The organism is Xanthomonas prunicola (assembly GCF_025266575.1).
GTDB lineage: Bacteria > Pseudomonadota > Gammaproteobacteria > Xanthomonadales > Xanthomonadaceae > Xanthomonas > Xanthomonas prunicola.
The window spans coordinates 555,005-580,002 of record NZ_CP096142.1 but is presented as its reverse complement, the minus strand read 5'-3'; the positions used below and the strand labels follow the sequence as shown (position 1 = coordinate 580,002).

Here is a 24,998-nt window from a genome sequence, read left to right as displayed (position 1 = left end):
GTCTTCATTTACCTGCGGCGTCTGCCGCGTAGGCGCATGCGCTGCCAGCGGACATGCGCCGTCATTTTAGGAATGCCCAGCGATGGCTCCAAAGTCCAACAAGCCCACGGCCGCCACTGGCGGCAAAAACAAGCCGGCGAAGACATCCGCGGGCGCGTCAGTCACTAAGGATGCAAACACGCCGGCTGACAAATCTGCGATCAAGACCGCCGCGCCGGTGCTGGCCGATGTGCGCGCCAAGATCGACGAGATCGACCGCAATATCCAGGCGCTGATCGCCGAGCGCGCCAACTTTGCGCATCAGGTCGGCAAGGCCAAGGGCAAGCTCGCGGCGGCGGTGGATTACTACCGCCCTGAGCGCGAGGCGCAAGTGCTGCGCATGGTAGTGGACCGCAACGAAGGCCCACTCAGCGACGAAGTGCTGGTGCACGTTTACCGCGAAATCATGTCGGCGTGCCTTGCACAGCAGGAGCCGCTGAAGATCGGCTACCTCGGCCCGGAAGGCACCTTCAGCCAGCAGGCGGTGCTCAAGCATTTCGGCCGCTCGGCGGTGGGACTGCCGATGGCCACCATCGAAGAAGTATTCCAGGAAGTGGAAGCCGGCAACGCCGATTTCGGTGTGGTGCCGGTGGAAAATTCCGGGCATGGCACCATCCAGGTCACCCTGGATATGTTCCTGACCTCCAATCTCAAAATCTGCGGCGAAGTCGAGCTGCGCGTACATCAGTACCTGCTCTCGCGTAACGGCCGGCTGGAGGACATCGAGCGCATCTATGCGCATGCGCAATCGTTCGCACAGACCGCCGGTTGGCTGCGTTCGCACCTGCCCAAGGTGGAGAAGATCGCTGTCTCCAGCAATGCCGAGGGCGCGCGGCGCGCGCGCAATGCCGAAGATGCTGCAGCGATCGGCGGCGAGAGCGCAGCGCACGTGTATGGCCTGAAGAAAGTCATCATGAAGTCGATCGAAGACGACGACGACAACACTACGCGTTTCCTGGTGATCGGCCGGCAGATCTTTCCCACCTCCGGGCATGACCGCACCTCGGTGCTGGTGTTCATCCACGACAAGCCGGGCGCGTTGTTCGACGTGCTCAGCCCGTTCGCGCGGCATGGCATCAGCATGAACCGCATCGAGTCGCGTCCCTCGCATCAGGCCAAGTGGGAATACGGTTTCTTCATCGACTTGGCCGGCCACGTGGAAGACGAGGCGATGAAGCAGGCACTGGCCGAACTGAAAGCGCACTCGGCACAGATCAAGGTGCTGGGGTCGTATCCGGTGGCCATTCCCTGAGCATCGAAGCGCGATACGACAGTCACCGCTGGCGCGCCGCTATCTTTGCGGTGGAAGCGCCGCAACTTTCTTCAAAGCGCATCGTCAGCGTTGGCGATGTCGCAGCCATCGGATCACACGCATGAGCAGCAGCACGCATCATTGGATTGCCCGTCGCGGCACCGTATTGCAGGGCAGTCTGGCCATTCCTGGAGATAAATCGGTCTCGCATCGCGCGGTGATGTTCGCCGCGCTCGCTGATGGTGTTTCGCAGATCGACGGCTTTCTCGAAGGCGAAGACACACGCTCTACCGCCGACATTTTCGCCAAGCTAGGCGTCCGCATCGAGACGCCGTCGGCGTCGCAGCGCATCGTACACGGTGTGGGTGTGGATGGCCTGCAGGCACCGACCGAGGCGCTGGATTGCGGTAATGCCGGCACCGGCATGCGCCTGTTGGCCGGCTTGCTGGCCGCGCAGCGCTTCGACAGTGTGCTGGTAGGTGACGAGTCGTTGTCCAAGCGGCCAATGCGGCGCGTGACCGGCCCGCTGGCGCAGATGGGCGCGCGGATCGACACGCAGGACGACGGCACTCCGCCATTGCGCGTACACGGTGGGCAAGCGCTGCATGGCATCGATTTCGTGTCGCCGGTTGCCAGTGCGCAGGTCAAGTCTGCGGTGCTGCTTGCGGGTCTTTATGCGCAAGGTGAGACGTCGGTGACCGAGCCGCATTCCACCCGCGACTACACTGAGCGCATGCTGTCGGCGTTCGGCGTGGACATCGATTTTTCGCCCGGTAAAGCACGTTTGCGCGGCGGGCAGCGTCTGCGCGCGACCGATATCGCGGTACCTGCGGATTTTTCGTCGGCAGCGTTCTTCATCGTTGCAGCCAGTAGTGTCCCCGGCTCGGAAGTGGTGCTACGCGCGGTCGGCTTGAATCCCCGTCGCACCGGGCTGCTGGCCGCATTGCGCCTGATGGGTGCAGATATCAGCGAAGAGAATCATGCCGAACATGGCGGTGAGCCGGTCGCCGATCTACGTGTGCGTTACGCGCCATTGCGCGGCGCGCAGATTCCCGAAGCGCTGGTGCCCGACATGATCGACGAGTTCCCGGCCTTGTTCGTGGCTGCGGCTGCGGCGAGTGGACAGACCGTGGTGACCGGCGCTGCCGAATTGCGGGTCAAAGAATCCGATCGTTTGGCGGCCATGGCCACAGGCCTGCGTACGCTCGGCGTGCGGGTCGACGAAACGCCGGATGGTGCCACCATCCACGGCGGCAGCATCGGTAGCGGCGTGATCGAAAGTCATGGCGACCATCGCATTGCGATGGCGTTCGCTATCGCCGGCCAGCTGTCTACCGGCAGCGTGCAGGTGAATGATGTGGCGAACGTGGCGACGTCGTTCCCCGGCTTCGACACCCTGGCGCAGGGCGCGGGATTTGGGCTGGAAACGGCTTAGCAGATGTAACGCGCTTTCGCCGATCAGCGGCGTGCGCTTCAGGCGAACCGGGCGGCTGCCGCGAACGGCGGCTGCCGTCCGCGACGCAGATACCGCAACATGCTTTAGCCTCCACTCCGCGGAAAGTGTGCAGCTCTCCGGCATCACATATCAGCGACGGTCTTCTCCGGAGCAGCTTCATGAGTCGGACGAAAGCTCGCAGAAGACTTGCCTGACGCAGCGTGCCAATCAGCTACGCGGTCAAATAGGGTCTGTTTCAGCGCGCCTTAGGCCAAGCGCCGCGGGGCGCCTTTGCGCTGATTTCAGAAACTTCAGCGCTGAAGCAGCCCTCAGTGCTGCGCCGTGAACTCCACCGGCACTTGCACGCTGCTCACCACGGCGTGGCCATCGCGCGTTGCCGGCTCGAAGCGCCATTGACGCAGGCTCTCCACCACGGCTGCATCCAGACGGGGATCAGCGCTGCCGCTGCGGTCGACGATGGTCACATCGCTCACCCGGCCCTGTACATCCAGCTGCAAACGCGCGGTGCGGCTACCCTGGATGTCCGCACGCGCCACGTCTGCCGGGTAGCTCGGCATTGCGTTGCCCGGCAGTGGTTTGGCCTCCACGCTGCTGATCGCCGGACGCGCAGGCTGGTGCGCCACCATCGTCATCGCGCGCGGGGCATCGGTGGTCGGCAGGATCTGGCGGCTCGCCGCCGGCAGTGGCTGGGTGTCCTTGGCGAAGGATTCGTCGCTATGGCGTGCCCACCACCCACTCGGGACCACGATCAACAGCGCAATCAGCGTCGCCCACATCCAGGGCGACGCGCCGTCGCTGTGCTCATTCTGCTGCCGCTCCACAGTGCGCTTGCCCTGTTGAGGCAGCGACGACGGATGGGCGGATGACGGATTCGAAATGAAGGACATGGCCGGCCTCCTGGCGCATCTGCGGGATGACGGGGCCAGTCTGGTCTGCGGTACCTGAGGGAGAGCTAAGGCGGCGGGCGAATGAAGCGCTGGAGCTTCTTGGATGTTCAGCTTAGTCAAGCTGACATTGCGGCACGGTTAAATTCGCATGGTCTTTGTGGCGACGCAGCGTTAGCTGAGGCCTGTACCACCTGACTCCGGCACCCGCGCAGTAGCGCGGGCGAAGGCGCCAGAGGGGTTGGCCGCGCTTACTGTGCAGGCTTGAACTCGAAGGGGATGTCCGTGCTGCCGGCCACCGGCTGTCCATTGCGTTGCGCAGGATGAAAGCGCCAATGCCGCACTGCTTCCATGGCCGCGCGGTCCAGATCGCGCGAGCCGCTGCGCTGCACCAGGGTCACGCCGCCGGGATTGCCGGCAGCATCCACGTCCACCCGCACCACCACATCGCCGGCATCGCCGCGACGCAATGCGGCCGACGGGTAGCGGGGCGGCGGCATCTGGCCCTGGATCGGTACCGGACGATCGCCGCCGGCGACCGGCGCTTTCGACGGTGCCGCGCTTCCAGCAGGAGCACCGGGCGCTGCATCTTCCGGCAGCGGCGTCGGCGCGGGCGGGGCGGGGGGCGCGGTATCCACCAGCGTCGGGGTTTCGGCCGGCGGTTTGGCCTGCGCCATGTCGCTGGCACCGTCCTGGGCCGGCAACGGTGCCGGCAGCGGCGCAATGGTGTCGTCGGGCTGCGCGCCTGCGGTCGGCTGCGCTGGCGAGGCCTTGTAGAAGTCGTCCTTGCGGCCGGTCGCCCAGACCAGCAGGAACAACAGCAGGCCGGCAGCGAAGGCGATGCCGGCAATTTTCAGCGTGTGGCGGGGCAGACGCAGAACGAGATGGCGATCGGACGCAGGGCGGGGCGTGGGCATAGGGCTCACCTGAAGAATCGGCGTAATTCTGGCATAGCCGCAGTGAATCGATCGCAGCAGGTGGCGGAACAGGCGATAATCTCGCGCTATCCCACTGACGCACATATTCCGATGCTAGATCCGGCCCTGCTTCGCCAACACCCCGCCGACCTTGCCGAGCGCCTGCGCAGCACGCGCAGCTTCTCCCTGGACACCGCGGAACTGGAGTCGCTGGAGAGCGAGCGCAAGCGCATCCAGGTGCGCACGCAGGAACTGCAGAGCCAGCGCAATTCCAAATCCAAGGCGATTGGGCAGGCCAAGGCCAAGGGCGAAGATGTCGCCGCGCTGATGGCCGAAGTGGCTGGGTTCGGCGATGAGCTCAAGGCATCCGAAGACGCCCTGGAGGCGATTCGCACCAAGCTCGAGGTCATCGCGCTGGGCCTGCCCAATCTGCCGGCCGACGATGTGCCGCTTGGTAACGATGAGGGCGAAAATGTCGAGCAATCGCGTTGGGGCACGCCGCGCCAGTTCGATTTCCAGGTCAAGGACCATGTGGAACTCGGCGCCCCGCACGGCTGGCTGGATGGCGAAACGGCAGCCAAATTGTCGGGCGCGCGTTTTACCGTGCTGCGCGGCCCGGTCGCGCGTCTGCATCGTGCGCTGGCGCAGTTCATGCTGGACCTGCATGTGGGCGCGCATGGCTACGAAGAAACCAATGTGCCGCTGCTGGTCAATGCCGACTCGATGCGTGGCACCGGTCAGCTGCCGAAATTCGAAGACGATTTGTTCCAGACCGAAGTGGGCGAATCGCGGCGTTACCTGATCCCCACCTCCGAAGTGCCGCTGACCAACATCGTGCGCGACGAGATCGTCGATGCCGAACGTCTGCCGCTGCGCATGACCGCACATTCGATGTGTTTCCGCGCCGAAGCCGGCAGCGGCGGCCGCGATACGCGCGGCATGATCCGCCAGCATCAATTCGAGAAAGTGGAGTTGGTCACCGCTTGCGCGCCGGAAGACAGCGATGCCGAACATCAGCGCATGACGCGTTGCGCCGAAGTGGTGCTGGAACAACTCGGCCTGCCGTATCGCAAGGTGTTGCTGTGTACCGGCGACATGGGTTTTTCCGCGATCAAGACCTACGATCTGGAGGTCTGGCTGCCGTCGCAGAACACCTACCGCGAAATTTCGTCCTGCTCCAATTGCGGCGATTTCCAGGCGCGGCGCATGCAGGCGCGCTGGCGCAACCCGGTCAGCGGCAAGCCGGAGTTGCTGCACACACTCAACGGCTCCGGCACTGCCGTGGGCCGCGCGATGATTGCAGTGATGGAGAACTACCAGAACGCCGATGGATCGATCGATGTGCCGCAGGTGCTGCGTCCGTACATGGGTGGCATCGAGCGGATCGGCTGAGCGCGACGAACGCAACGCCTGCGCTCCCCGCCGGGCGGGTGCGGACGGCGTTCCGTGCGTCTTGTGCCATTCGGACGCTCGGATGCTCTGCACAGGACATGCCCATCAAACAAGTAATCGCGAAGTTGTTGGTGGCCGCTTTACGAGGGGAGGGCCAGGCGCAGCTGGCATCATCTGCCGTACATCGTTTGAGTGGGTTTGATCGCGAGCCACCGCACGACTAGATGTTGACGCAAAACAAACGGGACCAGCGATGGTCCCGTTTGTCGTTTATGGCATGTCCTATCCGTGCCGATCTTTCGATGCAGCAATGCATCACGCCGCATGCTTACGCGCTAACGGCAGCCTCTTCTTCCGCGTGTAGACCGGCCAGCGCCGATGCCAGTGCATCGGCGCGATGCTGCGGCGAATACGCCACGCCTTCTGCGCGCACAAAGCTGATGTCGTGGATGCCCAGGAAGCCGAACACCTGGCGCAGATACGGCTCCTGAAAGTCATTGGTCGGCTCGGCATAAATGCCACCACGCGCGCTGGCAATGATGATGCGCTTGCCGCCGGCTAGGCCTTCCGGCCCATTGGCGGTGTATTGGAAGGTGCGCCCGGCCACTGCGATGCGGTCGATCCATGCCTTGAGCGTGGACGGAATGGCGAAGTTGTACATCGGCGCGCCAATCACGATGACATCGGCCTGCAAAAACTGCTGCATCACCGCTTCGGCTGCCGGATCGGTCTGCGCCAGCGTTTGCGAGGTCAGGTGCGGAATCGGATCGCGGTCGAGGTCGCGATAGGTCACCTCCGCCTCCGGGTGAAGCCGGCGCTGCTGCTCCACGATGGCGGCGCTGAGCTCGCGGCTGATGGAGTTGACGCCGAGCGCGCTGGAATCGAGGTGGAGCAGTTTCATGGCAGTAACCTGTGGCAAGCGGCAGCGCCGCGGAGGTGTGTAGCCTAGGTCGTTGCTCTGTTGGGATAAAGGTGCTTAAATATCACTTATCGTTCTATCCATGGATGCATGTGCCATGCACGACCTGAATGACCTGTACTACTTTGCGATGGTGGTGGACCACGGCGGCTTTGCCGCTGCCGAGCGTGCACTGGGGATTCCCAAATCGCGCCTGAGCCGACGCATCAGCCAGCTCGAAACCGACCTGGGCGTGCGCCTGTTGCAGCGCTCCACGCGCCGCTTCGCGGTCACCGACGTCGGCACCAGCGTGCACCGGCACGCCCAGACCATGCTTGCCGAGGCGCAGGCCGCGCGCGAGGTGGTGGATCGTCTCAGCGCCGAGCCGCGCGGTCTTGTACGTGTGAGCGTTCCTGTCTCTCTCGCGCAGATCCAGTTGCCCAAGTTATTGCCGGAATTCCTGGCCAAATATCCCAAGGTGCGGCTGCAGCTCAACATCAGCAATCGCCGCGTCGACGTCATCAACGAGGGCTACGACATCGCCCTGCGCGTGCGTTCGCGCCTGGACGACGACGGCAGCCTGGTGATGCGCAGCTTCGGCCAGGTGCAGGAATTGCTGGTCGCCAGCCCCAAATATCTGGACCGCGCCGGGCGCCCCAAGGACCCGAGCGAGCTCGCCAACCACACCACCATGAGCACCAGCGAAGACGAAGCGCATCAGCGCTGGGAATTGCACGGCCCGAACGGCGAAATGCGCCGCGTGGACCTGCAGCCGCGCCTGGCCGGCTTCGACTTCCCGCTGCTGCAATCGATGGCGCGCGACGGCTTCGGCATTACCATGCTGCCGGAAACCGTGTGTGCCGAAGCAGTGCGCAGCGGCGAGCTGGAAGTGGTGCTGCCGCATTGGTCGCTGCCGCAAGGTATCTGCCACGCCGTGTTCGCCTCGCGCCGCGGCCTGTTGCCTGCGGTGCGGGTGTTCATCGACTTCCTGGCCGAACACCTGCCGCAGGAAATTGAACGCTCACGTCTGGATTGCGGCGGCAACTGCGCCGAACTGGCGGAAAAGCTCAAGCGTGCCGCCGGCACTACACCGCGCTTGGTTGTGGCCGAAGCTGGCTGAGCGCTACCGGGAGCCGTTGAGGCAGGCGATGCATCATCGGCATTGCCTTGCTTCTCTGCAGCCAGCTCGCTGCAAACGTTTGGCGCGTTGCATGCGTTCTTGGATGCATCCATTCGGCCCGCAACAGGTGGTGGTCTGCCACAAGTGACGGCAGCAGCACGCTGCGCCAGCGAAAAGTAGCGCGGCGTAACCAAGCAAAACGCATCCGGGCATGCGAGAATGCGTGCCCGGGAGCGATCCTGGGAGTGGTCGTTCGGCGCAAGATGTCCGTGCGGCTAACGACAAGGCGTCACCCGCGCAATGCGGGCGCCAGCGTGACACCCGATGCCTTCGGGGGTCACGCGCAACAGCATCGGAGAGATGGCCGAGCGGTTTAAGGCACCGGTCTTGAAAACCGGCGAAGGGTCAAACCTTCCGTGGGTTCGAATCCCACTCTCTCCGCCATAGCTCGTTGCAAATTGCTGAAGGCACCGGGACTTTCTCCCAAGGCCCGCCTCTTGTCCTATTTCCTGTCCCACACTCAAGGCAATGGTCCCTCTGATGATCCATTTGTCATCGGGCTGATTGATCGGCAACCCGGTCAACCGTGCAGCGCAGGTGGTTAAGCGACTGGCGCTTGCATCGCTGCTGCCGCTTTCAGCACGATCTGGAGCAAGCAGCGCTCACCTTGATACGGGAATCGCGCGCGCTTAAAAGCAGATGTGCCCGATCCGCTTGCGGGCATAGGTGGCGTGTCCATCACTTGCTATGGGCGCTTGCGATGATAGTGCTGTATTGCCACTCCGTTTAGCTACTGCTGCGATGCATGACAGCTTCCCCTTAATCAACACCGAGGCGCCTGCGCAGCAGGCCGCTGGCTATGCGGCCGAGATGCTCTGGACGATCGGTCATTCCACCAGGAAATGGGAGACGTTCATTGCGCTATTGCGCACCCACGGGATTGAGGCACTGGTGGATGTGCGGCGCTTTCCGGGCTCGCGTCGCTACCCATGGTTTGCCAGCGACACGATGGCGCAGGCATTGGACGCGGCGTCGGTGCGCTATTTATGGCTGCCCGAGCTGGGTGGACGTCGCAGGGCGCGGTCGGGATCGCCAAATGGCGGATGGCGCAACGAGGCGTTTCAGGGCTATGCCGACCACATGACCAATGCCGACTTCGCCGCCGGAATGGAGCAGGTGACGGCCATGGCGCGGGAGCGGCGTACGGCCCTGATGTGTGCCGAGGCGCTATGGTGGCAGTGCCATCGCCGCTTGATTGCGGATCTGTTGCTGCACCGCGGGTGGCAAGTGCTGCACATCCTTGGCGAGACCGCGGCGGCGCAGCATCAGTTAAATGCAGATGCGCGCCCGGCAGGGCGCGATCTGATCTACCCGCCGCGACAGGTTGGTCTGTTTTCTGCCGAGTAGGCGCTTGTGTTAGATCGAAGCCGAGACGATGGCCGCGACCATTGCTTGCGCGTCGAACGTTATCGTGCGGACTTACAGCACCGGTGTGTTGACCTTGAAGACTTCCACTGCACGGGTGAGTTGCGTGGAGTGCTGTTCCAACGCACTTGCGGCGTTGGTTGCGGCTTCCACCAGGCGGACATTGTGTTGAGTCGTTTCGTCCATCTGCGCGATGGTGTGGTTGACCTGTTCGATGCCGCCGGCTTGTTCCTGCGAGGCGGCGGAGATGTGGCCCATGATGTCGGTGACGTGCTGGACGCTGGTCACGACCTCGCCCATGGTGGTGCCGGCCTGGTGGACGAGTGTGGAGCCGTCGGCGACGCGTTGTACGGAGTCGTCGATGAGCCGTTTGATTTCTTTTGCTGCATCCGAGGAGCGGTGTGAGAGGGTGCGCACTTCCGATGCGACCACGGCGAAGCCGCGGCCTTGTTCGCCGGCGCGTGCGGCCTCGACCGCGGCATTCAACGCGAGAATATTTGTCTGGAAGGCGATGCCGTCAATGACTGAAATGATGTCGGCGATGCGCCTGGACGAGGCTTCAATGCCGGACATCTGTTCGATCACCTGGCCGACGACGTCGCGTCCCGCTGTGGCGATGGTGGCGGCGCCGCGTGCGAGCTGGTTGGCGCGGTTTGCGTGTTCGGCATTCTGCTTGACGGTGGAGGTGAGCTCTTCCATCGAGGCGGCCGTCTCTTCCAGGTCGGCGGCTTGTTGTTCGCTACGGCGCGCCAGTTCCTGATTTCCGCTGGCAATGTCTTCTGCAGCGAAGCTGATGCTGTTGGAGGTTGTCTGGATGCGGGTGACGATGTCGGTGAGACGGTGCACGGTGCTGTTGGCATCGTCGCGCATGGAGGCGAACACGCCGTGGAAGTTGCCGGACATGCGCACGGTCAGGTCGCCGTCGGCGATCGAGCGCAGCAGGTCGGAGAACCTGGCCAGGTTGGTGTCGGAGGTGGCCATCATGGTGTTGAGGTTTTCCACCATCAGGCGGAAGTCGTGCTCGAACTTTTCCGGCTGGCCGCGTAGCGCGAAGTTACCTGCGCATGCGGCCTGTGTGAGTTCCTGGATCTGCGCGTTGATGGCCTGCAGGTTGCGTTTGACCTGCTGCATGGTCGCGGTAATGGCAGCTTTTTCACCGGGATACTGTTCGATGTCCTGAGTGAGATCGCCAACCGCGTAACTGCCCATGACCTGGGTCATGCGCAGCTGGGTCTGCACGTGGGCGTGCACCAGCGCGTTGGTATCTCGCACCATGGTGCCGTACTCGCCGGGAAAACGCTGCGCGTCGGTGCGGTAGCTGATCTCGCCGGCATCGTGGCGTACGGCCATGCTGCGTTGCGCGGAGATCACTTCCTGCAGGCGCCGCTGCATCTGCTGCATCGCGCGCAGCAATTGTCCGGATTCGTCGTTACTGGTGGGTGCGTCCTGGCTGCGCAGGTCGCCGTCGTTGATGCGCTCTGCCAGGCGCAGCGACTGGCGCAGCGGCAACACCACGCTGCGCGTGAGCAGGAAGGCGATGGCGGCGCCCAGCAGCAGGGCAACGATGGTGGAGGCGACCATCAGTGTCGCGAAGCCACCAGCAGTTGCGACGGCTTGCTTGGCGGCAGCGCGGTTCTTGGTTTCCTGTAGGTCGATGAAGGCATTGATGCTGGCCAGCCAGGCGATGAAGGCCGGGCGTGCTTCCTGCAGCAGGTGCTGCTCTGCATGCAGCTTATCACCGGCATCGCGGAAGCCTCGCACCTGGGTGATCAGCGGCAGGGTGCGCTGCTCGATGGCCTTGATCTGCTGGAGGATGTGTTTCTCCTTGGCATCGGTCGAACTGGCGAGCATGTCGTCGAGCGGTTGCGCGGAGCGCGCGTAATCGGCAGCGAGCTTGTCGATCAATTGTTCGGCAGCGTGGCGGTTGGTGAGGTCGTCCATCAGTACGACGTCGCGCAGGGCGATGGCGCGGTCGTGGACGCTGCCGCGGAAGTTAATCGCGTAGCGCTGCTTGACGCTGTTGACTTCGTTGATGGCGGTGAGCTGCTGGTCGATGCTGCGAACGCGTTGGATGCCGACCACGGTCAGGATCACCATCAACACGATGATGGCGAGGAAGCCAAGGGCCAGGCGCTGTCCAATGCGCAAATTTGGGAAGAAATGCATAGGGGTTCGATCGGGATCCGACTAACGGAAGAGCGGGCAGGCCCAGCAACTGCAGGGGGACGAATGCAGACGCGACACCGCAGGCGCCAGCACAATTGCCGCCGCGTCGGTGGTGTCTCGACGTGTTCGTTAGCGACCTCTTCCATTGGAACTGAAGCCATTGCGCGTGATGGTTCAGGTGCTGGTGGGACTGGCTAACGCGTCGCGGGGTAACCCATTGCGCTGCCACGCGTTGCTCACCAGGACCTGTCGCAGCGCTTACCGATAGCGCGAGAGATCCGGTGCCTTGATCGAGGGCGTCATCCACTTGGTTGCGATGTTCTGCACGCTTGGCTGGCTTGCGAGTTTGAGTGCCCCATGCAACAGGTGGATGCCGAGGCGGCTGTGTGGGTTCATCAGGCGCGGGCCAATCTTTGGCACGCCTTGGGCCTGCTCGACCATCGGGCGCATCGCGTCATCGTAGGCGGCGAAGGCCGCGTCCAGCGTGTCGGCGCGGGCAATTTCGTTGGCTAGCACATAGCCGCCGGTCACCGCCAGGGTAGCGCCGATCCCGGCCAGTGGCGTGGCGCACCACGCGGCATCGCCGGTGAGCACGGTGCGTCCGCTGTGCCAGCGCTGCATGCGTACCTGGCGCAAGGCATCGAAGTAGAAGTCGTTGGTGGCGTGCATGCCCTCCAGCACGCGCGCCGCTTGCCAGCCGGCGTCGGCAAAGCGCTCGCGCAGGTAGGTCTTTTGGACATCGATGCTCCAATCCTGTTCGCCTTCGGCCGGTTTTTGCAGCGAGAGCATGGCGCGCGTGGTGCCGTGCCGGTCTGGCCGCAACGAGATGCTGCGCCCGCCGGTGGTGTGGTACCAGCGCCACAGCCGGTCGTCGTCGGCAGTGCGCGGGATGGTGAAATAGGCGATGGTCAGGTCCATCCAGCGCGGATCGTTTTCGCCAGGAAAAACTTTTTCGCGTGTCGATGAGCCCACGCCTTCAGCGACGATCACCGCATCGAAGCGTTCGCTGCATCCGCTCTCGAAGCTGACGGCGGCGGCATCGGCGGCGGCAGCGTCTTCGATGTTGGCGATGCGGTCGCCGAAGCGATAGGTGACTTGATTGCGTGCGGCGTCGTAGAGCAGGCGAGCCAGATCGCCGCGCAGAATCTCTAGCTCGGCAGTAGGGCCATCACCATTGATGTCCTTGGTGTTGAAGGTGGCAACGGCCTGGCCGTGCGCGTCAATCCAGGCGGTGCCTTCTTCGCCGGTTCCCTGGGCAAGCGCTGCCTGCTCCAGGCCCATACGCTGCAGGATCTCGCGGCCGACGCCACGGATATCGATATTTTGGCCGCCATCGCGAAACTGTGCGGCGCGCTCCACCACGGTGACATCGAAGCCGCGATGGGCGAGCGCCCACGCGGCGGTGTTGCCGGCAATGCTGGCGCCGGTGATCAGGATGCGACGCGGCATTGTTGTCACCCGTGAGATGAAATATCACGGGTGATGTTACACGTCCTGACTGCAACGCTCCATGTTCGCGATCAGCCGATGCATGAGCGCGACGGTCTGCTGCACTTCATCTTCAGAAAAGCCCTCCAACGCCACCGCATTCATGCCCAGCAAGGCACGGCTGCCGACGTCGGCGATCGCGCGCCCGCGCGCGGTGAGCGCCACCAGCGCGGCGCGGCGATCCTGCGGGGTGGGTGTGCGCTTGATGAGCTTCAGGCCTTCCAGCTTGTCGAGCAGCGCCACCATGGCCGGCTGCTTCACGGCCGAGGCGATGACCAGGTCGCGCTGCAACATCGGGCCTTTCCAGGACAGCAGCATGATCGGGCCAATCAGGGCCAGCGAAACGCCGTGCGGCCGTAGTTCGGCGTCGACCAGGCGATTGAAGACCCGCGCTGCGTGGTTGGCCAGGTAACCTGGCGCGACCGCAGCTTGCGGATGGATGAGTTCATTTTGATCCAGCATCTGTACGACCGTGGTTGTCCTGAAGCCCTCCAGCGATTTTACGTGTCCTGCAGCGCGCATGGCGGTAGGTGCACCTTGGCCAAGCGCCACTGCCTTGCGGCGTGGCTGCTCGGCGGGCTCGAATGCGTGCAGGCCGACGACTGCATTGGCCTTTGCGCACGCTACACAGTGGCCCAAACGCGGCAGTGGAAGTTGCCTGGTTCAGTCACTGCGCCCGTGGTGACTGGACGCCAACTGTCATAGGCCAGATGATGGGCGAGCGCGCGCACACTCCGCTTCGCCGAGAAGAGATGCGTAAGCTGGCTACCTGGTCTTCAACGGTTGGACGCGATGTACGGATGGGTGATGGATAAGCTCACAGCAGGCGACACTGCGGTCGTGCACGGCGCGTGCTGGAGCGGTTGCCTGTGCTTCGGCGCAGTGCAGGCACACACCCGATGAATGCGGGGTTTCCGCATGGTGACAGCGTCATGGCGCAGGCGGTGCGCGACCACGACTGGGCGGTGAGCCCACTGGGACCCACCACGCAATGGCCGTCGCCGCTGCGCAATGCCGTCGACCTGATGCTGGGTTCGCCCGAGAGCATGTATGTGGTGTGGGGCGATGCGCTGACCTTTTTCTACAACGATGCCTATGCGCCGATCCTGGGGCCGCGCCAGGCGCAGGCGCTCGGCGCGCCACTGCGTGAATTGTGGGCCGATGCGTGGGACGCCGTGCGCGAGCCGATCGAGGCAGCGTTCGCAGGCCAGGCCTCGCGCTTCGAGGAACTGCCGATCGGCATGAATCGCTACGGCGTGCCGGAGCAGACCTGGTGGACGTTCTCGTTCTCGCCCATCTATCTGGACGATGGCCGGGTGGGCGGCGTGTTCTGCGTCACCAGCGAGGTCACCGCGCGCAAGCTGGCGCAGGCGCGGTTGGCCGACGAACACGAGCGCTTGATCCGCCTGTTCGAGCAGGCGCCGATGTTCATGGCATTCCTGAGCGGGCCGCAGCATCGGGTGGAGTTCGCCAACCCGTGCTACTCGCGTCTGATCGGCCATCGCGATGTGATCGGGCGGCCACTGGCCGACGCGCTGCCCGATGCGGTGGAGCAGGGGCATCTGCGCCGCCTGGATGAGGTCTATCGGTCTGGGCGAGCGTTTTCGGCCAATGCGCTGCCGTACAACGTGCAAGCAGTGCCGGGCGGGCCCAGCGAGCGGCGCTTGCTGGATCTGGTCTATCAGCCGATCGCCGGCGCCGATGGCACCATCTCCGGCATCTTCGTGCAGGGCCTGGACATCACCGATCGCATCAGCCTGGAACGCGCGGTGCGCGAGGCCGAGGTGCGTAACCGGCAGATCCTGGACAGCGTGATGGATTACGCCATCATCGCCACCGACATGCATGGGCGGGTGACGTCCTGGAATGAAGGCGCGCGGCGCACTCTGGGTTGGAGCGAGGCCGAAATGCTCGGTCAATCGCTGGAGCGCACGTTCACTCCGGAAGACGTCGAGCGACGCCAGATCCTGATCGAAGCAGCGGCGGCGCTGGAATGCGGCAGCGGCATGGATGAGCGCTGGCACGTGCGCAAATCCGGCGAGCGGTTCTGGGCCAATGGCTCGTTGATGGTGTTGCGCGAAGAAACGGGCGAGGCCATCGGTTTCGTCAAGGTGTTGCGCGACCGCACCGCCGAGCGGTTGGCGAGCGAAGCCTTGCGCAAGAGCGAGCGGCGGCTGGATGCGTTGGTGCGCGCATCCTCGCAATCGATTTTTTCCGCCAGCGCAGATTGGCGCCAGCTGCGCCAACTGGTGGGCGACGGCGTGTTGAGCGAAGCGGTCTCGACCACACCCGAATGGCAGGCGATGGTGCACCCGGACGACCGCGAGCGGTTGGCGCAAGCGCTGACGCAGGCGACTGCCAATCGGTCTGGCGTGGATGTGGAATACCGCGTGCTCGGCGCAGATGGACGCGTGGGCTGGACCTTGATGCGCGCCATTCCGCTGCTCGATGAGCGCGAGCAGATCGCCGAGTGGTTCGGTACCTCTGCCGATATCACCGACAAGCGCGTCGCCGAAGAACAGTTGCGTCAGCTCACCGAAACGCTGGAAGAGCGCGTGCGCGAGCGTAGCGCAGCGTTGTTGCTGGCCGAAGAAAAACTGCGTCAGAGCCAGAAGATGGAAGCGGTGGGGCAGCTGACCGGCGGGCTGGCGCACGATTTCAATAATTTGCTTACCGCCATCAGCGTTGGCCTGGAACTGGTGCAGACGCGCATCGAACAGGGCAAGTACGACCGGTTGGAACGCTATGTGGAGATGGCGCAATCCAGCGCGGCGCGCGCCACCGCATTGACTCAGCGGTTGCTGGCATTTTCGCGGCGGCAAACGTTGGCTCCCACCGCACTGGATGTGGAAGCGCTGGTGCGCGGCATGCACGACATCATCGCGCGTACGCTGGGGCCGTCGATTGCATTGCAGCTACGTCCGGCTGCCGAAGCGTGGAAGGTATTGGTGGACGCGCCGCAGTTGGAAAATGCGCTGCTCAACCTATGTATCAACGCGCGCGATGCCATGCCCGATGGCGGCGAGCTCACCATCAGCCTGCACAACCTTGCGCTGGACGCGGCTGCCGCTCAGCAGCTGGAGTTGCCGGCTGGCGATTACGTGTGCCTCAGCGTGCAGGACACCGGTACCGGCATGACCGCCGAGGTGATGGCCAAGGTGTTCGAACCGTTTTTCACCACCAAACCCATCGGCCAGGGCACCGGGTTGGGCTTGTCGATGATCTATGGGTTCACCCGCCAATCCGGCGGGCATGTGCGCATCGATTCGGAAGTAGGCGTAGGCACCACCATGGCCTTGTACCTACCGCGTTTCACTGGCGCGCTGGCGCAGGACGACGTAGCGCCTGCCAACCGGCCGCTGCAGCGTAACGCTTCGCAGAGTTGCACTGTTTTGCTGGTGGAAGACGACACCGCGATCCGCGTCTTGATCTCCGAGGTGCTCACCGAAGCCGGCTACCGCGTGATCGACACTGCCGAGGGCAGCGCGGCGGTGGAGCGTTTGCGCTCGCATGAGCATATCGATGTGCTGGTGACCGACGTCGGCCTGACCGGCGGCCTCAACGGGCGCCAGGTTGCCGATGCCGGGCGGCAATCGCGGCCGGCACTTCCGGTGTTGTTTGTCACCGGCTATGCCGCCAGCGCTGCGGTGGGCGCGGGACAACTGGACGATGGGATGGAAGTGTTGACCAAACCGTTCCAGGCGGTCGAGCTGGAGCGGCGGGTGGCGCAGTTGCTGGAGCGGCGCGCGCCATAAGCGTTGCGCGCAGTGCTAGCTGCGAGTAACGACACGCAGCCCGATCGCGTGAGGCAGACGTGCCACCTGGAAGCTGGCGCTACAGATACCGGCTTGCGTGAGCGGTTGCGTCTGCTTACAGCGCCTTTCGGACGATGCCGAGCAGATCACGCAACGAAAATGGCTTGGTCAAAAGACGCATGCCGGTACCCAGGAAGTCGGCGCGTTTGGCGATTTCGCCCGCGTAGCCGGTCATGAACACGATGGGCAGTGCGGGGCAAATGAGGCGTGCCTTGTCGGCAAGGTCGCGCCCGTTCATGCCAGGCAGGCAGATATCTGACAGCAGCAGATCGAATGGACAGGCTCTGCTGAGTTGCGACAGCGCTTGTTCGGCATCGGCGGACGCCACCACGTGGTAGCCCTCCTCGCCGAGAATGTCTGCAGCCATTTCGCGGATTGCGTCGTCGTCTTCGACCAGCAGGATGCGTGCGTTGGGTGATGCGTAAGTCACTACGGTCCTCGATCACTCGCAATAGCGTTGCGATGTGCTTCTGCAGCCACGTTAGGCGCTGTTGCGTGAGGGAGATGTGCGATGGCGAAGTCGCCGTTGTGCAACCGGTTTGGCGTTTGTCTAGTGGCTGCCATCAGATGCGGGCGGGTAAATCGGACCGGTCTTGCAACCACGGTCGCAGATGCGATTGCAGCGTAGCGTCAAGCAGAGCAAGCTGATCAATTCAGTCGCGCGCACTGACTTATGACGCCCGCATGATAGATTCAGGTCTATGAAGAACGTGAAGCCGATGAGCGCAAACCGCATCACCACTGGCAGCACTGGGCTCGACACCATCTTGCGTGGTGGTCTGCCGCCCAACCGTTTGTACCTGCTCGAGGGCCAACCTGGCTCCGGCAAGACAACTGTCGCACTGCAGTTCCTGCTGGATGGCGCTGCCAAGGGCGAGAGCTGCCTGTATGTGACCTTGTCGGAAACGATTGACGAGCTCACCGAGGTGGCTGCCTCGCACAACTGGTCGCTGGAAGCGCTGAGCATCTTCGAGCTTGCATCGGCCGAGGCATTTCTTGGCGATGGGCGGCAGCAATCCATTCTGCATCCGTGGGAAATGGAGCTGGACGGCACCATCAAGCTCATCCAGGCCGAAGTGGACCGGGTCAAGCCGACGCGAGTGGTGTTCGATTCGCTGTCCGAGTTGCGCCTGCTGGCGCAGGATTCGCTGCGCTACCGGCGCCAGGTGCTGGCGCTCAAGCAGTATTTCGCGCCGCGCAACATCACGGTGTTTTTGGTGGACGATCTCACCGGCGAAAACGGCGAGCGCGATGCGCACCTGCACAGCTTGTGCCACGGGGTAATATCGCTGGAGCGCATGACACTGGATTTCGGCGCGGCGCGCCGGCGTATGCAGGTGCAGAAGTTGCGTGGGGTGGATTTCATCGCCGGTTACCACGATCTGACCATTGTTACCGGTGGCATGCGTATTTATCCACGTTTGATCGCCGCCCATCACCATGCCCCGTTCGTCGGCGACCCGGTGCCGAGCGGTGTGGAACGCATTGATGCCTTGTTGCATGGCGGCCCCTTGCGTGGCACCAGCACGCTGCTCACCGGGCCGGCCGGCTCGGGCAAGACCAATCTGGCGTTGCAGTTTGTGGTTGCTGCGTGCGAGCGTGGCGAGCATTGCTGCGTGCTGGAGTTCGACGAGCGCACCGGCACCTTGTTGAAGCGTGCCGAAGGGCTGGGCATGGATCTGCGCAAATATCTGGATGCCGGATTGCTGGAACTCCACCAGATCGACCCAGCCGATATCACGCCCGGCGAGTTCGCCTGGGCGGTGCGTGCCAGCGTGGAAGAGCGCGACTGCCGCATCCTGGTGATCGACAGCCTCAACGGTTATCTGGCGTCGATGCCGCAAGAAAAACAGTTGATGCTGCAGATGCATGAGTTGTTGTCGTATCTCAACCAGAGCGGCGTGACCACGTTTCTGATCAACCCGCAACAGGGGCTGGTCGGCAGCATGGCGACCAGCAGCACCCTCAATGTCTCCTACATGGCCGACACGGTCATCCTGCTGCGCTTTTTCGAGGCCAAGGGACGTATTCGCAAGGCGTTGTCGGTGATCAAGAATCGCAGCGGCGCACACGAAGACGCGATTCGCGAATTGCGCATCGGGAGCGGTGGTCTGCAGATAAGCGAGCCGCTGGAGAAATTCCACGGCGTGCTGACCGGTACGCCGCAGTTCGTTGGAGACGACGAACCGTTGTTGGATCGTTCCCTTGACTAGCTGTGACCCGGACGGCTCCATCGTCCACATCATCGCGCCATTCGGCCGCGATGCGGAGAGCATTGCCAGCATCGTCGGCGAGCGTGGGCTGACGCGCCGGGTCTATGCCACGCTGGACGCCCTCGCGGGCGATCTGCACGATACCTCCGGTGTGGTGGTGCTGACCGAAGAAGCGATCGGCGGCGATTTGCACGCGCTGTCGCAGATCCTGCAGGGGCAGAAGGCCTGGTCGGATATTCCGTTCGTCCTGTTGCGCGCCCCCCGTGGTGCGCATGGCGGGCGCCATGCGGCCTTGCCGGCCGAGATGACCAATGTCATCGAGCTGGAGCGGCCGCTGAGCTCGGCCTCGTTGCTGAGCGCCATCTCCACTGCGTTGCGATCGCGGCAAAAGCAGTTCGTCATCCGCGACCAGATTGCGCAGCTTGCCGAAGGCCGCGCCGCATTGGCACAGAGCGAGGCCGAACTGCGCCGGGTGACCGATGCGTTGCCGGTGCTGATCGCCTTCGTCGATAAGAACTTGGTGTACCGCTTCGCCAATCGTTCTTACGAAGACTGGATCGGCGTGCCGCCTGCCGAGGTGATCGGGCGGCCGCTGGTGGATGTGGTGGGGCCTGCGGTAGTCAAAGAGCGCCGCGCCTGGATCGAGGCTGCACTGGCGGGGCAGACCTTGACCATCGAAACCAGCTGGCCGCATGCCGATGGGCGGCGCCGCGAGGCAGAGATCCGTTACATGCCGCGTTTCGATGCGGATGGCCAGGTGGACGGCTTCCATGTGTTCGCCACCGATGTGACCACGCGCGCGCTGGCGCTGGAATCGATCCAGCAACAGGCCAACGTGCTGGAAGCCAAGGTGGTCGAGCGCACCGCCGAGCTGCAGCGGCAGATGCTGGCGCGCGAATCCAGCGAAGCGGCGCTGCGCCAGGCGCAAAAGATGGAAGCGGTGGGTCAGCTGACCGGCGGCATCGCGCACGATTTCAACAACATGCTGACCGGCATTTTGTCTGCGCTGGATCTGGCGCGGCTGCGCATCGATCAAGGCCGCACCGAAGGGTTGGGCCGCTTTCTGGATGTTGCCTCGGCGTCGGCCTTGCGCGCAGCCGCGCTCACCCAGCGCCTGCTGGCGTTTTCGCGCCGGCAATCGTTGCAGGCGCGGCATCTGCAATTGAACGAGCTGGTGGTGTCGTTGCAGGAGTTGCTGGCGCGTACGCTGGGCGAGTCGGTGCGCCTGGAGACCGATCTGCAAGCGGATCTACCGCAGGCGTATGTCGATGAAAATCAGCTGGAAAGCGCACTGCTCAATCTGGCCATCAATGCGCGCGATGCCATGCCCGACGGTGGTCAGCTGCTTATCGCCACGCGGTATCTGCAGGTGGAAGATCAATCGCTGGAACTCGGCCGTGGCGTCACCCTGGCGCCGGGCAACTATGTGGTGGTGTCGGTCGCCGATACCGGAACCGGCATGCCGGCGGATGTGCTGGAGCGCGTGTTCGAGCCGTTCTACACCACCAAGCCGATCGGCCAGGGCACCGGCCTGGGCATGTCGATGATCTACGGCTTCATGCAGCAGTCCAACGGCCAGGTGTGGGTGGAATCGCAGCAAGGCGCGGGCACCACGGTCAGCCTGTATCTGCCCGCCGGGATTGCCGGGCAAATCGCGTTGCCGCCCACGCAGAGCGATGCGGTGCTGGCCGGGCAGGGCCAGCAGGTGCTGGTGGTGGAAGACGACGAACAGGTGCGTTTGCTGGTCACCGAACTGCTCAGCGAGCTGGGCTACCAGGCTGACGTGGTGGCCGATGCGGACGCGGCGCTGCCGATTCTGGCCTCGCCGCGTCGGATCGACCTGCTGGTCACCGATGTCGGCTTGCCGGGCCTCAACGGGCGCCAGTTGGCCGAGATCGCGCGGCAGTCGCGGCGCGATCTGCCGGTGATCTTCATGACCGGCTACGCGGAAACAGCACGCGACCGTGGCGAGTTTCTCGGCGAAGGCATGAGCATGATCGCCAAGCCATTTACCCTGGGCGAGTTCAGCGGAAAGCTGCACGAAGTGCTGGGGCCGTCGGCTTGAGAGCGAGTAGCGCAACCTCGCGCGTCGTCAGCTGGGCGTGGACGACGCATGGGAACCTGCGACTTGCCCGATGCATGCGCTGTTTAATCGCATAGCGTGGCAGCCATCGCCCATTAGGCCCAGCCACCGGAGCCGCGTCCCTCAGCGCGCTCCACGCTCGGACTGTCGCGCACTGGCCATCGATTCGGCCGCCGCGATCTTGTCCGCGACTGCCTTCTGCATGGGCGAGCCGGTCTCCAGCAAGCCATGCAGATGCCGCCAATGTGCGGTGGCAGCGGCAAAGTCCTGCTGCTGAAAATCGCTGATGCCCAGTAGCCACAAGCCACGCTGGTTGTCCGGCTCGCGTGCGATCACTTGCTGCAGCCGTGTGCGCGACGCGTCGTCGATGGCGAAGTCGCTGTGCGTGGCCATATCTGCGGCTACCCAGCCGACAATGGCGGCGCTGATGTCGGGTGCGATCTTGAGCGCCTGCGCATACGCCTCACGCGCGTCGGCGGGGCGATTGTTCTGCTCGTCCGTTTTGGCTTGCTGCATCCAGCGTTCCAGCGCCTGTTCCCGCATGTCCGCAGCGGTGCTTGCCGCTTGCGGCAGTGTGGCAACTGCAGAAGGCGTCACCGACGCCACGTGCGGTGGCTGCGTTGCATACACATGCGTGGCCATCGCCTCCGGCGCACCCACCAGCCGATATAAACCGGCCGTGGCTAAGGGCAGACCGAGCACCAGCAAAATCGGCAAGCTGTAGCGCGCGTTGCCAGTACCGATGGGGCGGCGCAGCAGTGGCACCAACAACAGCAGCAACGCCAGTCCCACCAGCGCCGCGCTTGCACAATAAAAACCCATCATCACCACTCGTCCTCAGTCTTCGGCGCCACGGGTGTCCCGGCGCGCGCACGTTTGCGCACGGTGTGAATCACCACACCCGCACCGGCAGCCAACATCAGCGCCGGCCCGAACCACAGCAGCCAGGTGCCGCGCTTGACCGGTGGGTCGTACAGCACGAAATCCGAATAGCGCTCGACCATGTATTGCTTGATCTGCGCATCACTCTTGCCGGCCTGCAGTTGCGCGAACACCTGATGACGCAGATCGCGCGCAAGGCTGGCGTTGGAGTCGGCCAAGTTTTCGTTTTGGCACACCAGGCAGCGCAACTGCGCAGTCAAACGCTGATAGCGCGCTTCGTCATTGCGGTTCTTGAACGGTAGCGGGTCCACCGCCTGTGCCGCCAGCGAGGGCGCCAGCAGCACGCCAAGCAGCAACACCAGCAACAGGCGCACACGCCGGCCCTGCGTGCGCCAATGCCAGCGCCAATGCAACAGCAGTGTGTGACGCGCCGACGCCATTACGACGTGCCCTTCGGCAGCGCGGCGATGGCCGGCAGCAACTCGTCGTTGATGGCATCCGGGGTCAGCACGCCGATGTGCTTGTAGCGGATCACGCCTTGCGCATCGATCAGGAAGGTCTCCGGTGCGCCGTAGACGCCGAAATCGATGGCGGTCTGGCCGGCTTCATCGGCGACCACCACCGCATACGGGTTGCCAAGTCGTGCGAGCCAGGCGGTGGCATCGGTGGGCACATCTTTGTAGTTGTAGCCGATCAGCGGCACGCCCAGCCGGCTAGCCTGTGCCATCAACACCGGGTGCTCGTGCACGCATTCGGCGCACCAGCTGCCGAACACATTGAGTACGTACGGCTTGCCCAGCAATTGATCACGGCTCACGCGTTGTTCGGGCCGATCAAGCCGTGGCAACGAGAACGCCGGTGCCGGTTTTCCGATCAACGGCGAGGGCACATCGCGCGGGTTGTGCTGCATCGTCCACAAGATGCCGAAGCCGAACAGCGTTGCCAGCAACAGGAAGCCCAACAAGGGCAGTAGACGATTCACGGAAGCGATTCCTGTGCGATGGCCACAGCCGGATGCGCCACAGATGCGGCCGATGTATTGACAGTCGCCGGCGCACGAAAGCGGCGTGCGCAGGCGCTGACGAAACCGCCCAGCATCATCAGCAGGCCGCCGGCCCAGATCCAGCGAATAAAAGGTTTGTAGTACAGCCGCAGCGTCCAGTCGTATTCGATGTGCTGGTCGTCCAAGGGCTCGCCGAGTGCCACATACAGGTCGCGCGTGAGGCCGGGATCGATCGCCGATTCGGTCTGGATCCGCTCGCTGCTGTACAGGCGTTTTTGCGGATGCAGTTGCGCCACGACCTGGCCGTCGCGGCTGACCTGCACGCTGCCTTGTTCGGCCTTCCAGTTGGGCCCATCCACCAGTTGCACACCATCGAAACGGAAGCTGTAGCCAGCGATCTGCGCGCTCTGGCCGGGCGACAACCGTACATCGCGTTCCACCGACAGGCTGTCGGATACCAGCACACCGGCAACGAACACCGCCACGCCCGCATGCGCGATCAGCATGCCGGCCATTTCAGCAGGGAAGCGCCGCCCGCGCGGCATGTCGCGCCAACGTTTGTGGACGTACAGCGCGGTGCCAGCGGCCACCCATGCGGCGACGCCCATGCCGGCGATCGCCTTGGCCTGACCATCGGCAAACACACTGCCGATCAGCGCGCAGGCGATCGCGGCGATACCGGCGCGGGTGCCGAGTGCCTTCAACGGTGCAGCCTCGGCCTTGCCCCAGCGCAGGTAAGGACCGAACGGCAGCAACAGCACCACCGGCAACATCAACAACGGAAACAGCAAGCCGAAGTAGGGCGGGCCGACCGACACCTTGCCCAGGCCGAACGCATCCGCGATCAGCGGGAATAACGTGCCCAGCAACACCATTGCCGCGGCCACGGTGAGCAGCAGGTTGCCGATGAGAATGCCGGTTTCGCGCGAGGCTGCGGCGAATGGTTTGCCGCTGGCAATCTTGGGCGCGCGCAGTGCATACAACAGCAGCGAGCCGCCGACCACCGCCACCAGAAAAATGAGGATGTACAAACCGCGACGGGGATCGGCAGCGAAGGCATGCACCGAGGTCAGCACACCCGAGCGCACCAGGAAAGTGCCCAGCAGCGACAGCGAGAACGCCAGGATCGACAGCAGGATGGTCCACGTGCGCAGGCTGCCGCGTTTTTCGGTCACTGCCTGGGTGTGGATCAACGCAGTGCCGACCAGCCACGGCATGAAACTGGCGTTTTCCACCGGGTCCCAGAACCACCAGCCCCCCCAGCCCAGTTCGGCATACGCCCACCAGCTGCCGGCGACGATGCCGGCGGTGAGGCAAGCCCAGGCCACATTGGTCCACGGCCGCGCCCAGCGCACCCAGGCCTGTTCCAGCTCGCCGCCAAGCAATGCCGCCACCGCAAACGCGAACGCCACCGAGAAACCGACATAGCCGGTATAGAGCACCGGTGGGTGGAAGGTCATGCCCGGATCCTGCAGCACCGGATTGAGTTCGTTGCCATCCAGCGGAATCGGCGACAGCCGTCCGAATGGATTGGAGGTCAGCAGGATGAAAGCCAGAAAGCCCACCGAGATCAGCCCCAGCACCGCCAGCACGCGCGCGGCAAAATGTTGCGGAAGATGCCGGCTGAAAGCAGCCAGCAACACCGTCCAGGTGGCGAGGATCGCGATCCACAACAGCAACGAGCCTTCGTGCGCGCCCCACACCGCGGCCAAGCGGTAGTACCAGGGCAGGGCGATGTTGGCGTTGGCGGCGACGTAGCCCACCGAGAAATCCAGCGATAACAGCGACCAGGCGAGCAAGCCGAACGCCATCCACACGAACACCGCCTGGCCAACCGCCGCAGGCCGCGCAATGCACATCAATGCGGTGTTGCCGCGCCACGCACCGACCAACGGCAACACGCCCTGGGCAAGCGATAGCAGGAGCGCCAGGATCAATGCGATCTGGCCGAGTTCAGGCGTCATG

The 24,998-nt window shown here is 63.9% G+C and carries 19 protein-coding genes and 1 tRNA gene; 9 read left to right on the top strand and 11 right to left on the bottom strand.

Annotation, left to right across the window (positions count from 1 at the left end):
• Window positions 1–82: 82 nt before the first annotated feature.
• Both pheA and aroA read left to right on the top strand, forming a co-directional pair.
• A complete protein-coding gene (gene pheA, locus M0D43_RS02130) occupies window positions 83–1,291 on the top strand; it encodes a prephenate dehydratase (RefSeq protein WP_252163423.1) in 1,209 nt (402 codons plus the stop codon).
• Between the two features lie 121 nt (window positions 1,292–1,412).
• Window positions 1,413–2,726 carry a 3-phosphoshikimate 1-carboxyvinyltransferase gene (gene aroA / locus M0D43_RS02125; protein ID WP_260807783.1) on the top strand — a complete coding sequence of 438 codons (1,314 nt, stop codon included), beginning with the start codon at window positions 1,413–1,415 and terminating at the stop codon, window positions 2,724–2,726.
• 329 nt (window positions 2,727–3,055) lie between these two features.
• Here aroA and M0D43_RS02120 read toward each other — a convergent pair whose 3' ends face one another.
• Together M0D43_RS02120 and M0D43_RS02115 are read right to left on the bottom strand one after the other, a co-directional pair.
• Window positions 3,056–3,523: an energy transducer TonB gene (locus M0D43_RS02120; RefSeq protein ID WP_260808234.1), complete on the bottom strand. Its 468-nt coding sequence runs from the start codon at window positions 3,521–3,523 to the stop codon at window positions 3,056–3,058.
• A 359-nt stretch (window positions 3,524–3,882) separates the two neighbouring features.
• Window positions 3,883–4,548: an energy transducer TonB gene (locus M0D43_RS02115; protein ID WP_252163421.1), complete on the bottom strand. Its 666-nt coding sequence runs from the start codon at window positions 4,546–4,548 to the stop codon at window positions 3,883–3,885.
• A gap of 111 nt (window positions 4,549–4,659) precedes the next feature.
• On the opposite strand from M0D43_RS02115, the gene serS reads away from it, so the two are divergent.
• Window positions 4,660–5,940, top strand: coding sequence for a serine--tRNA ligase (gene serS, locus M0D43_RS02110; RefSeq protein WP_252163420.1), 1,281 nt, complete (start codon window positions 4,660–4,662; stop codon window positions 5,938–5,940).
• Between the two features lie 328 nt (window positions 5,941–6,268).
• Here serS and M0D43_RS02105 read toward each other — a convergent pair whose 3' ends face one another.
• Entirely contained in the window at window positions 6,269–6,841 is a 573-nt protein-coding gene (locus M0D43_RS02105; RefSeq protein WP_252163419.1) for an FMN-dependent NADH-azoreductase, read from the bottom strand.
• Window positions 6,842–6,941: 100 nt separating this feature from the next.
• On the opposite strand from M0D43_RS02105, the gene M0D43_RS02100 reads away from it, so the two are divergent.
• The 3 genes from M0D43_RS02100 to M0D43_RS02090 all read left to right on the top strand — a co-directional run bounded on the left by M0D43_RS02100 (window position 6,942) and on the right by M0D43_RS02090 (window position 9,365).
• Window positions 6,942–7,958: a LysR family transcriptional regulator gene (locus tag M0D43_RS02100; protein WP_252163418.1), complete on the top strand. Its 1,017-nt coding sequence runs from the start codon at window positions 6,942–6,944 to the stop codon at window positions 7,956–7,958.
• 354 nt (window positions 7,959–8,312) lie between these two features.
• A tRNA-Ser gene (locus M0D43_RS02095) sits at window positions 8,313–8,402 on the top strand.
• A gap of 357 nt (window positions 8,403–8,759) precedes the next feature.
• Window positions 8,760–9,365, top strand: a complete 606-nt coding sequence (locus tag M0D43_RS02090; RefSeq protein WP_252164938.1) for a DUF488 domain-containing protein — start codon at window positions 8,760–8,762, stop codon at window positions 9,363–9,365.
• A gap of 72 nt (window positions 9,366–9,437) precedes the next feature.
• Here M0D43_RS02090 and M0D43_RS02085 read toward each other — a convergent pair whose 3' ends face one another.
• The 3 genes from M0D43_RS02085 to M0D43_RS02075 all read right to left on the bottom strand — a co-directional run bounded on the left by M0D43_RS02085 (window position 9,438) and on the right by M0D43_RS02075 (window position 13,499).
• The gene (locus M0D43_RS02085) at window positions 9,438–11,549 is read right to left on the bottom strand and encodes a methyl-accepting chemotaxis protein (RefSeq protein WP_252163337.1); all 2,112 of its coding nucleotides are present in this window, start codon (window positions 11,547–11,549) and stop codon (window positions 9,438–9,440) included.
• A gap of 258 nt (window positions 11,550–11,807) precedes the next feature.
• Window positions 11,808–12,998, bottom strand: a complete 1,191-nt coding sequence (locus M0D43_RS02080) for an FAD-dependent monooxygenase (protein ID WP_252163336.1) — start codon at window positions 12,996–12,998, stop codon at window positions 11,808–11,810.
• Window positions 12,999–13,034: 36 nt separating this feature from the next.
• A complete protein-coding gene (locus M0D43_RS02075; protein WP_252163335.1) occupies window positions 13,035–13,499 on the bottom strand; it encodes a MarR family winged helix-turn-helix transcriptional regulator in 465 nt (154 codons plus the stop codon).
• 437 nt (window positions 13,500–13,936) lie between these two features.
• Between M0D43_RS02075 and M0D43_RS02070 the strand changes: the two genes are divergently transcribed.
• Window positions 13,937–16,792 carry a hybrid sensor histidine kinase/response regulator gene (locus tag M0D43_RS02070; protein WP_252163334.1) on the top strand — a complete coding sequence of 952 codons (2,856 nt, stop codon included), beginning with the start codon at window positions 13,937–13,939 and terminating at the stop codon, window positions 16,790–16,792.
• 115 nt (window positions 16,793–16,907) lie between these two features.
• On the opposite strand, the gene M0D43_RS02065 is transcribed toward M0D43_RS02070, so the two are convergent.
• On the bottom strand, window positions 16,908–17,252 hold the full coding sequence (locus tag M0D43_RS02065) for a response regulator (protein WP_252164937.1): 345 nt from the start codon (window positions 17,250–17,252) through the stop codon (window positions 16,908–16,910).
• A gap of 301 nt (window positions 17,253–17,553) precedes the next feature.
• Here M0D43_RS02065 and M0D43_RS02060 point away from each other — a divergent pair, with 301 nt between their 5' ends.
• Together M0D43_RS02060 and M0D43_RS02055 are read left to right on the top strand one after the other, a co-directional pair.
• Complete coding sequence (locus M0D43_RS02060; protein WP_252163333.1) at window positions 17,554–19,065, top strand: ATPase domain-containing protein; 1,512 nt, start codon at window positions 17,554–17,556, stop codon at window positions 19,063–19,065.
• Window positions 19,058–21,130 (top strand): PAS domain-containing protein, encoded by a 2,073-nt coding sequence (locus M0D43_RS02055; RefSeq protein ID WP_252163332.1) that lies wholly within the window; start codon window positions 19,058–19,060, stop codon window positions 21,128–21,130. Before M0D43_RS02060 ends, M0D43_RS02055 begins: the two co-directional genes overlap by 8 nt.
• Before the next feature lie 141 nt (window positions 21,131–21,271).
• Here the strand turns inward: M0D43_RS02055 and M0D43_RS02050 are convergent, their stop codons facing one another.
• The 4 genes from M0D43_RS02050 to M0D43_RS02035 are packed head-to-tail and all read right to left on the bottom strand — an operon-like array spanning window position 21,272 to window position 24,997.
• Complete coding sequence (locus M0D43_RS02050) at window positions 21,272–21,973, bottom strand: tetratricopeptide repeat protein (RefSeq protein ID WP_425510707.1); 702 nt, start codon at window positions 21,971–21,973, stop codon at window positions 21,272–21,274.
• Window positions 21,973–22,470 (bottom strand): cytochrome c-type biogenesis protein, encoded by a 498-nt coding sequence (locus M0D43_RS02045; protein WP_252163330.1) that lies wholly within the window; start codon window positions 22,468–22,470, stop codon window positions 21,973–21,975. The genes M0D43_RS02050 and M0D43_RS02045 overlap by 1 nt, the downstream gene beginning before the upstream one ends.
• Complete coding sequence (locus M0D43_RS02040; protein WP_252163329.1) at window positions 22,470–23,012, bottom strand: DsbE family thiol:disulfide interchange protein; 543 nt, start codon at window positions 23,010–23,012, stop codon at window positions 22,470–22,472. Before M0D43_RS02040 ends, M0D43_RS02045 begins: the two co-directional genes overlap by 1 nt.
• A complete protein-coding gene (locus tag M0D43_RS02035) occupies window positions 23,009–24,997 on the bottom strand; it encodes a heme lyase CcmF/NrfE family subunit (protein ID WP_252163328.1) in 1,989 nt (662 codons plus the stop codon). Before M0D43_RS02035 ends, M0D43_RS02040 begins: the two co-directional genes overlap by 4 nt.
• Window position 24,998: the final 1 nt, after the last annotated feature.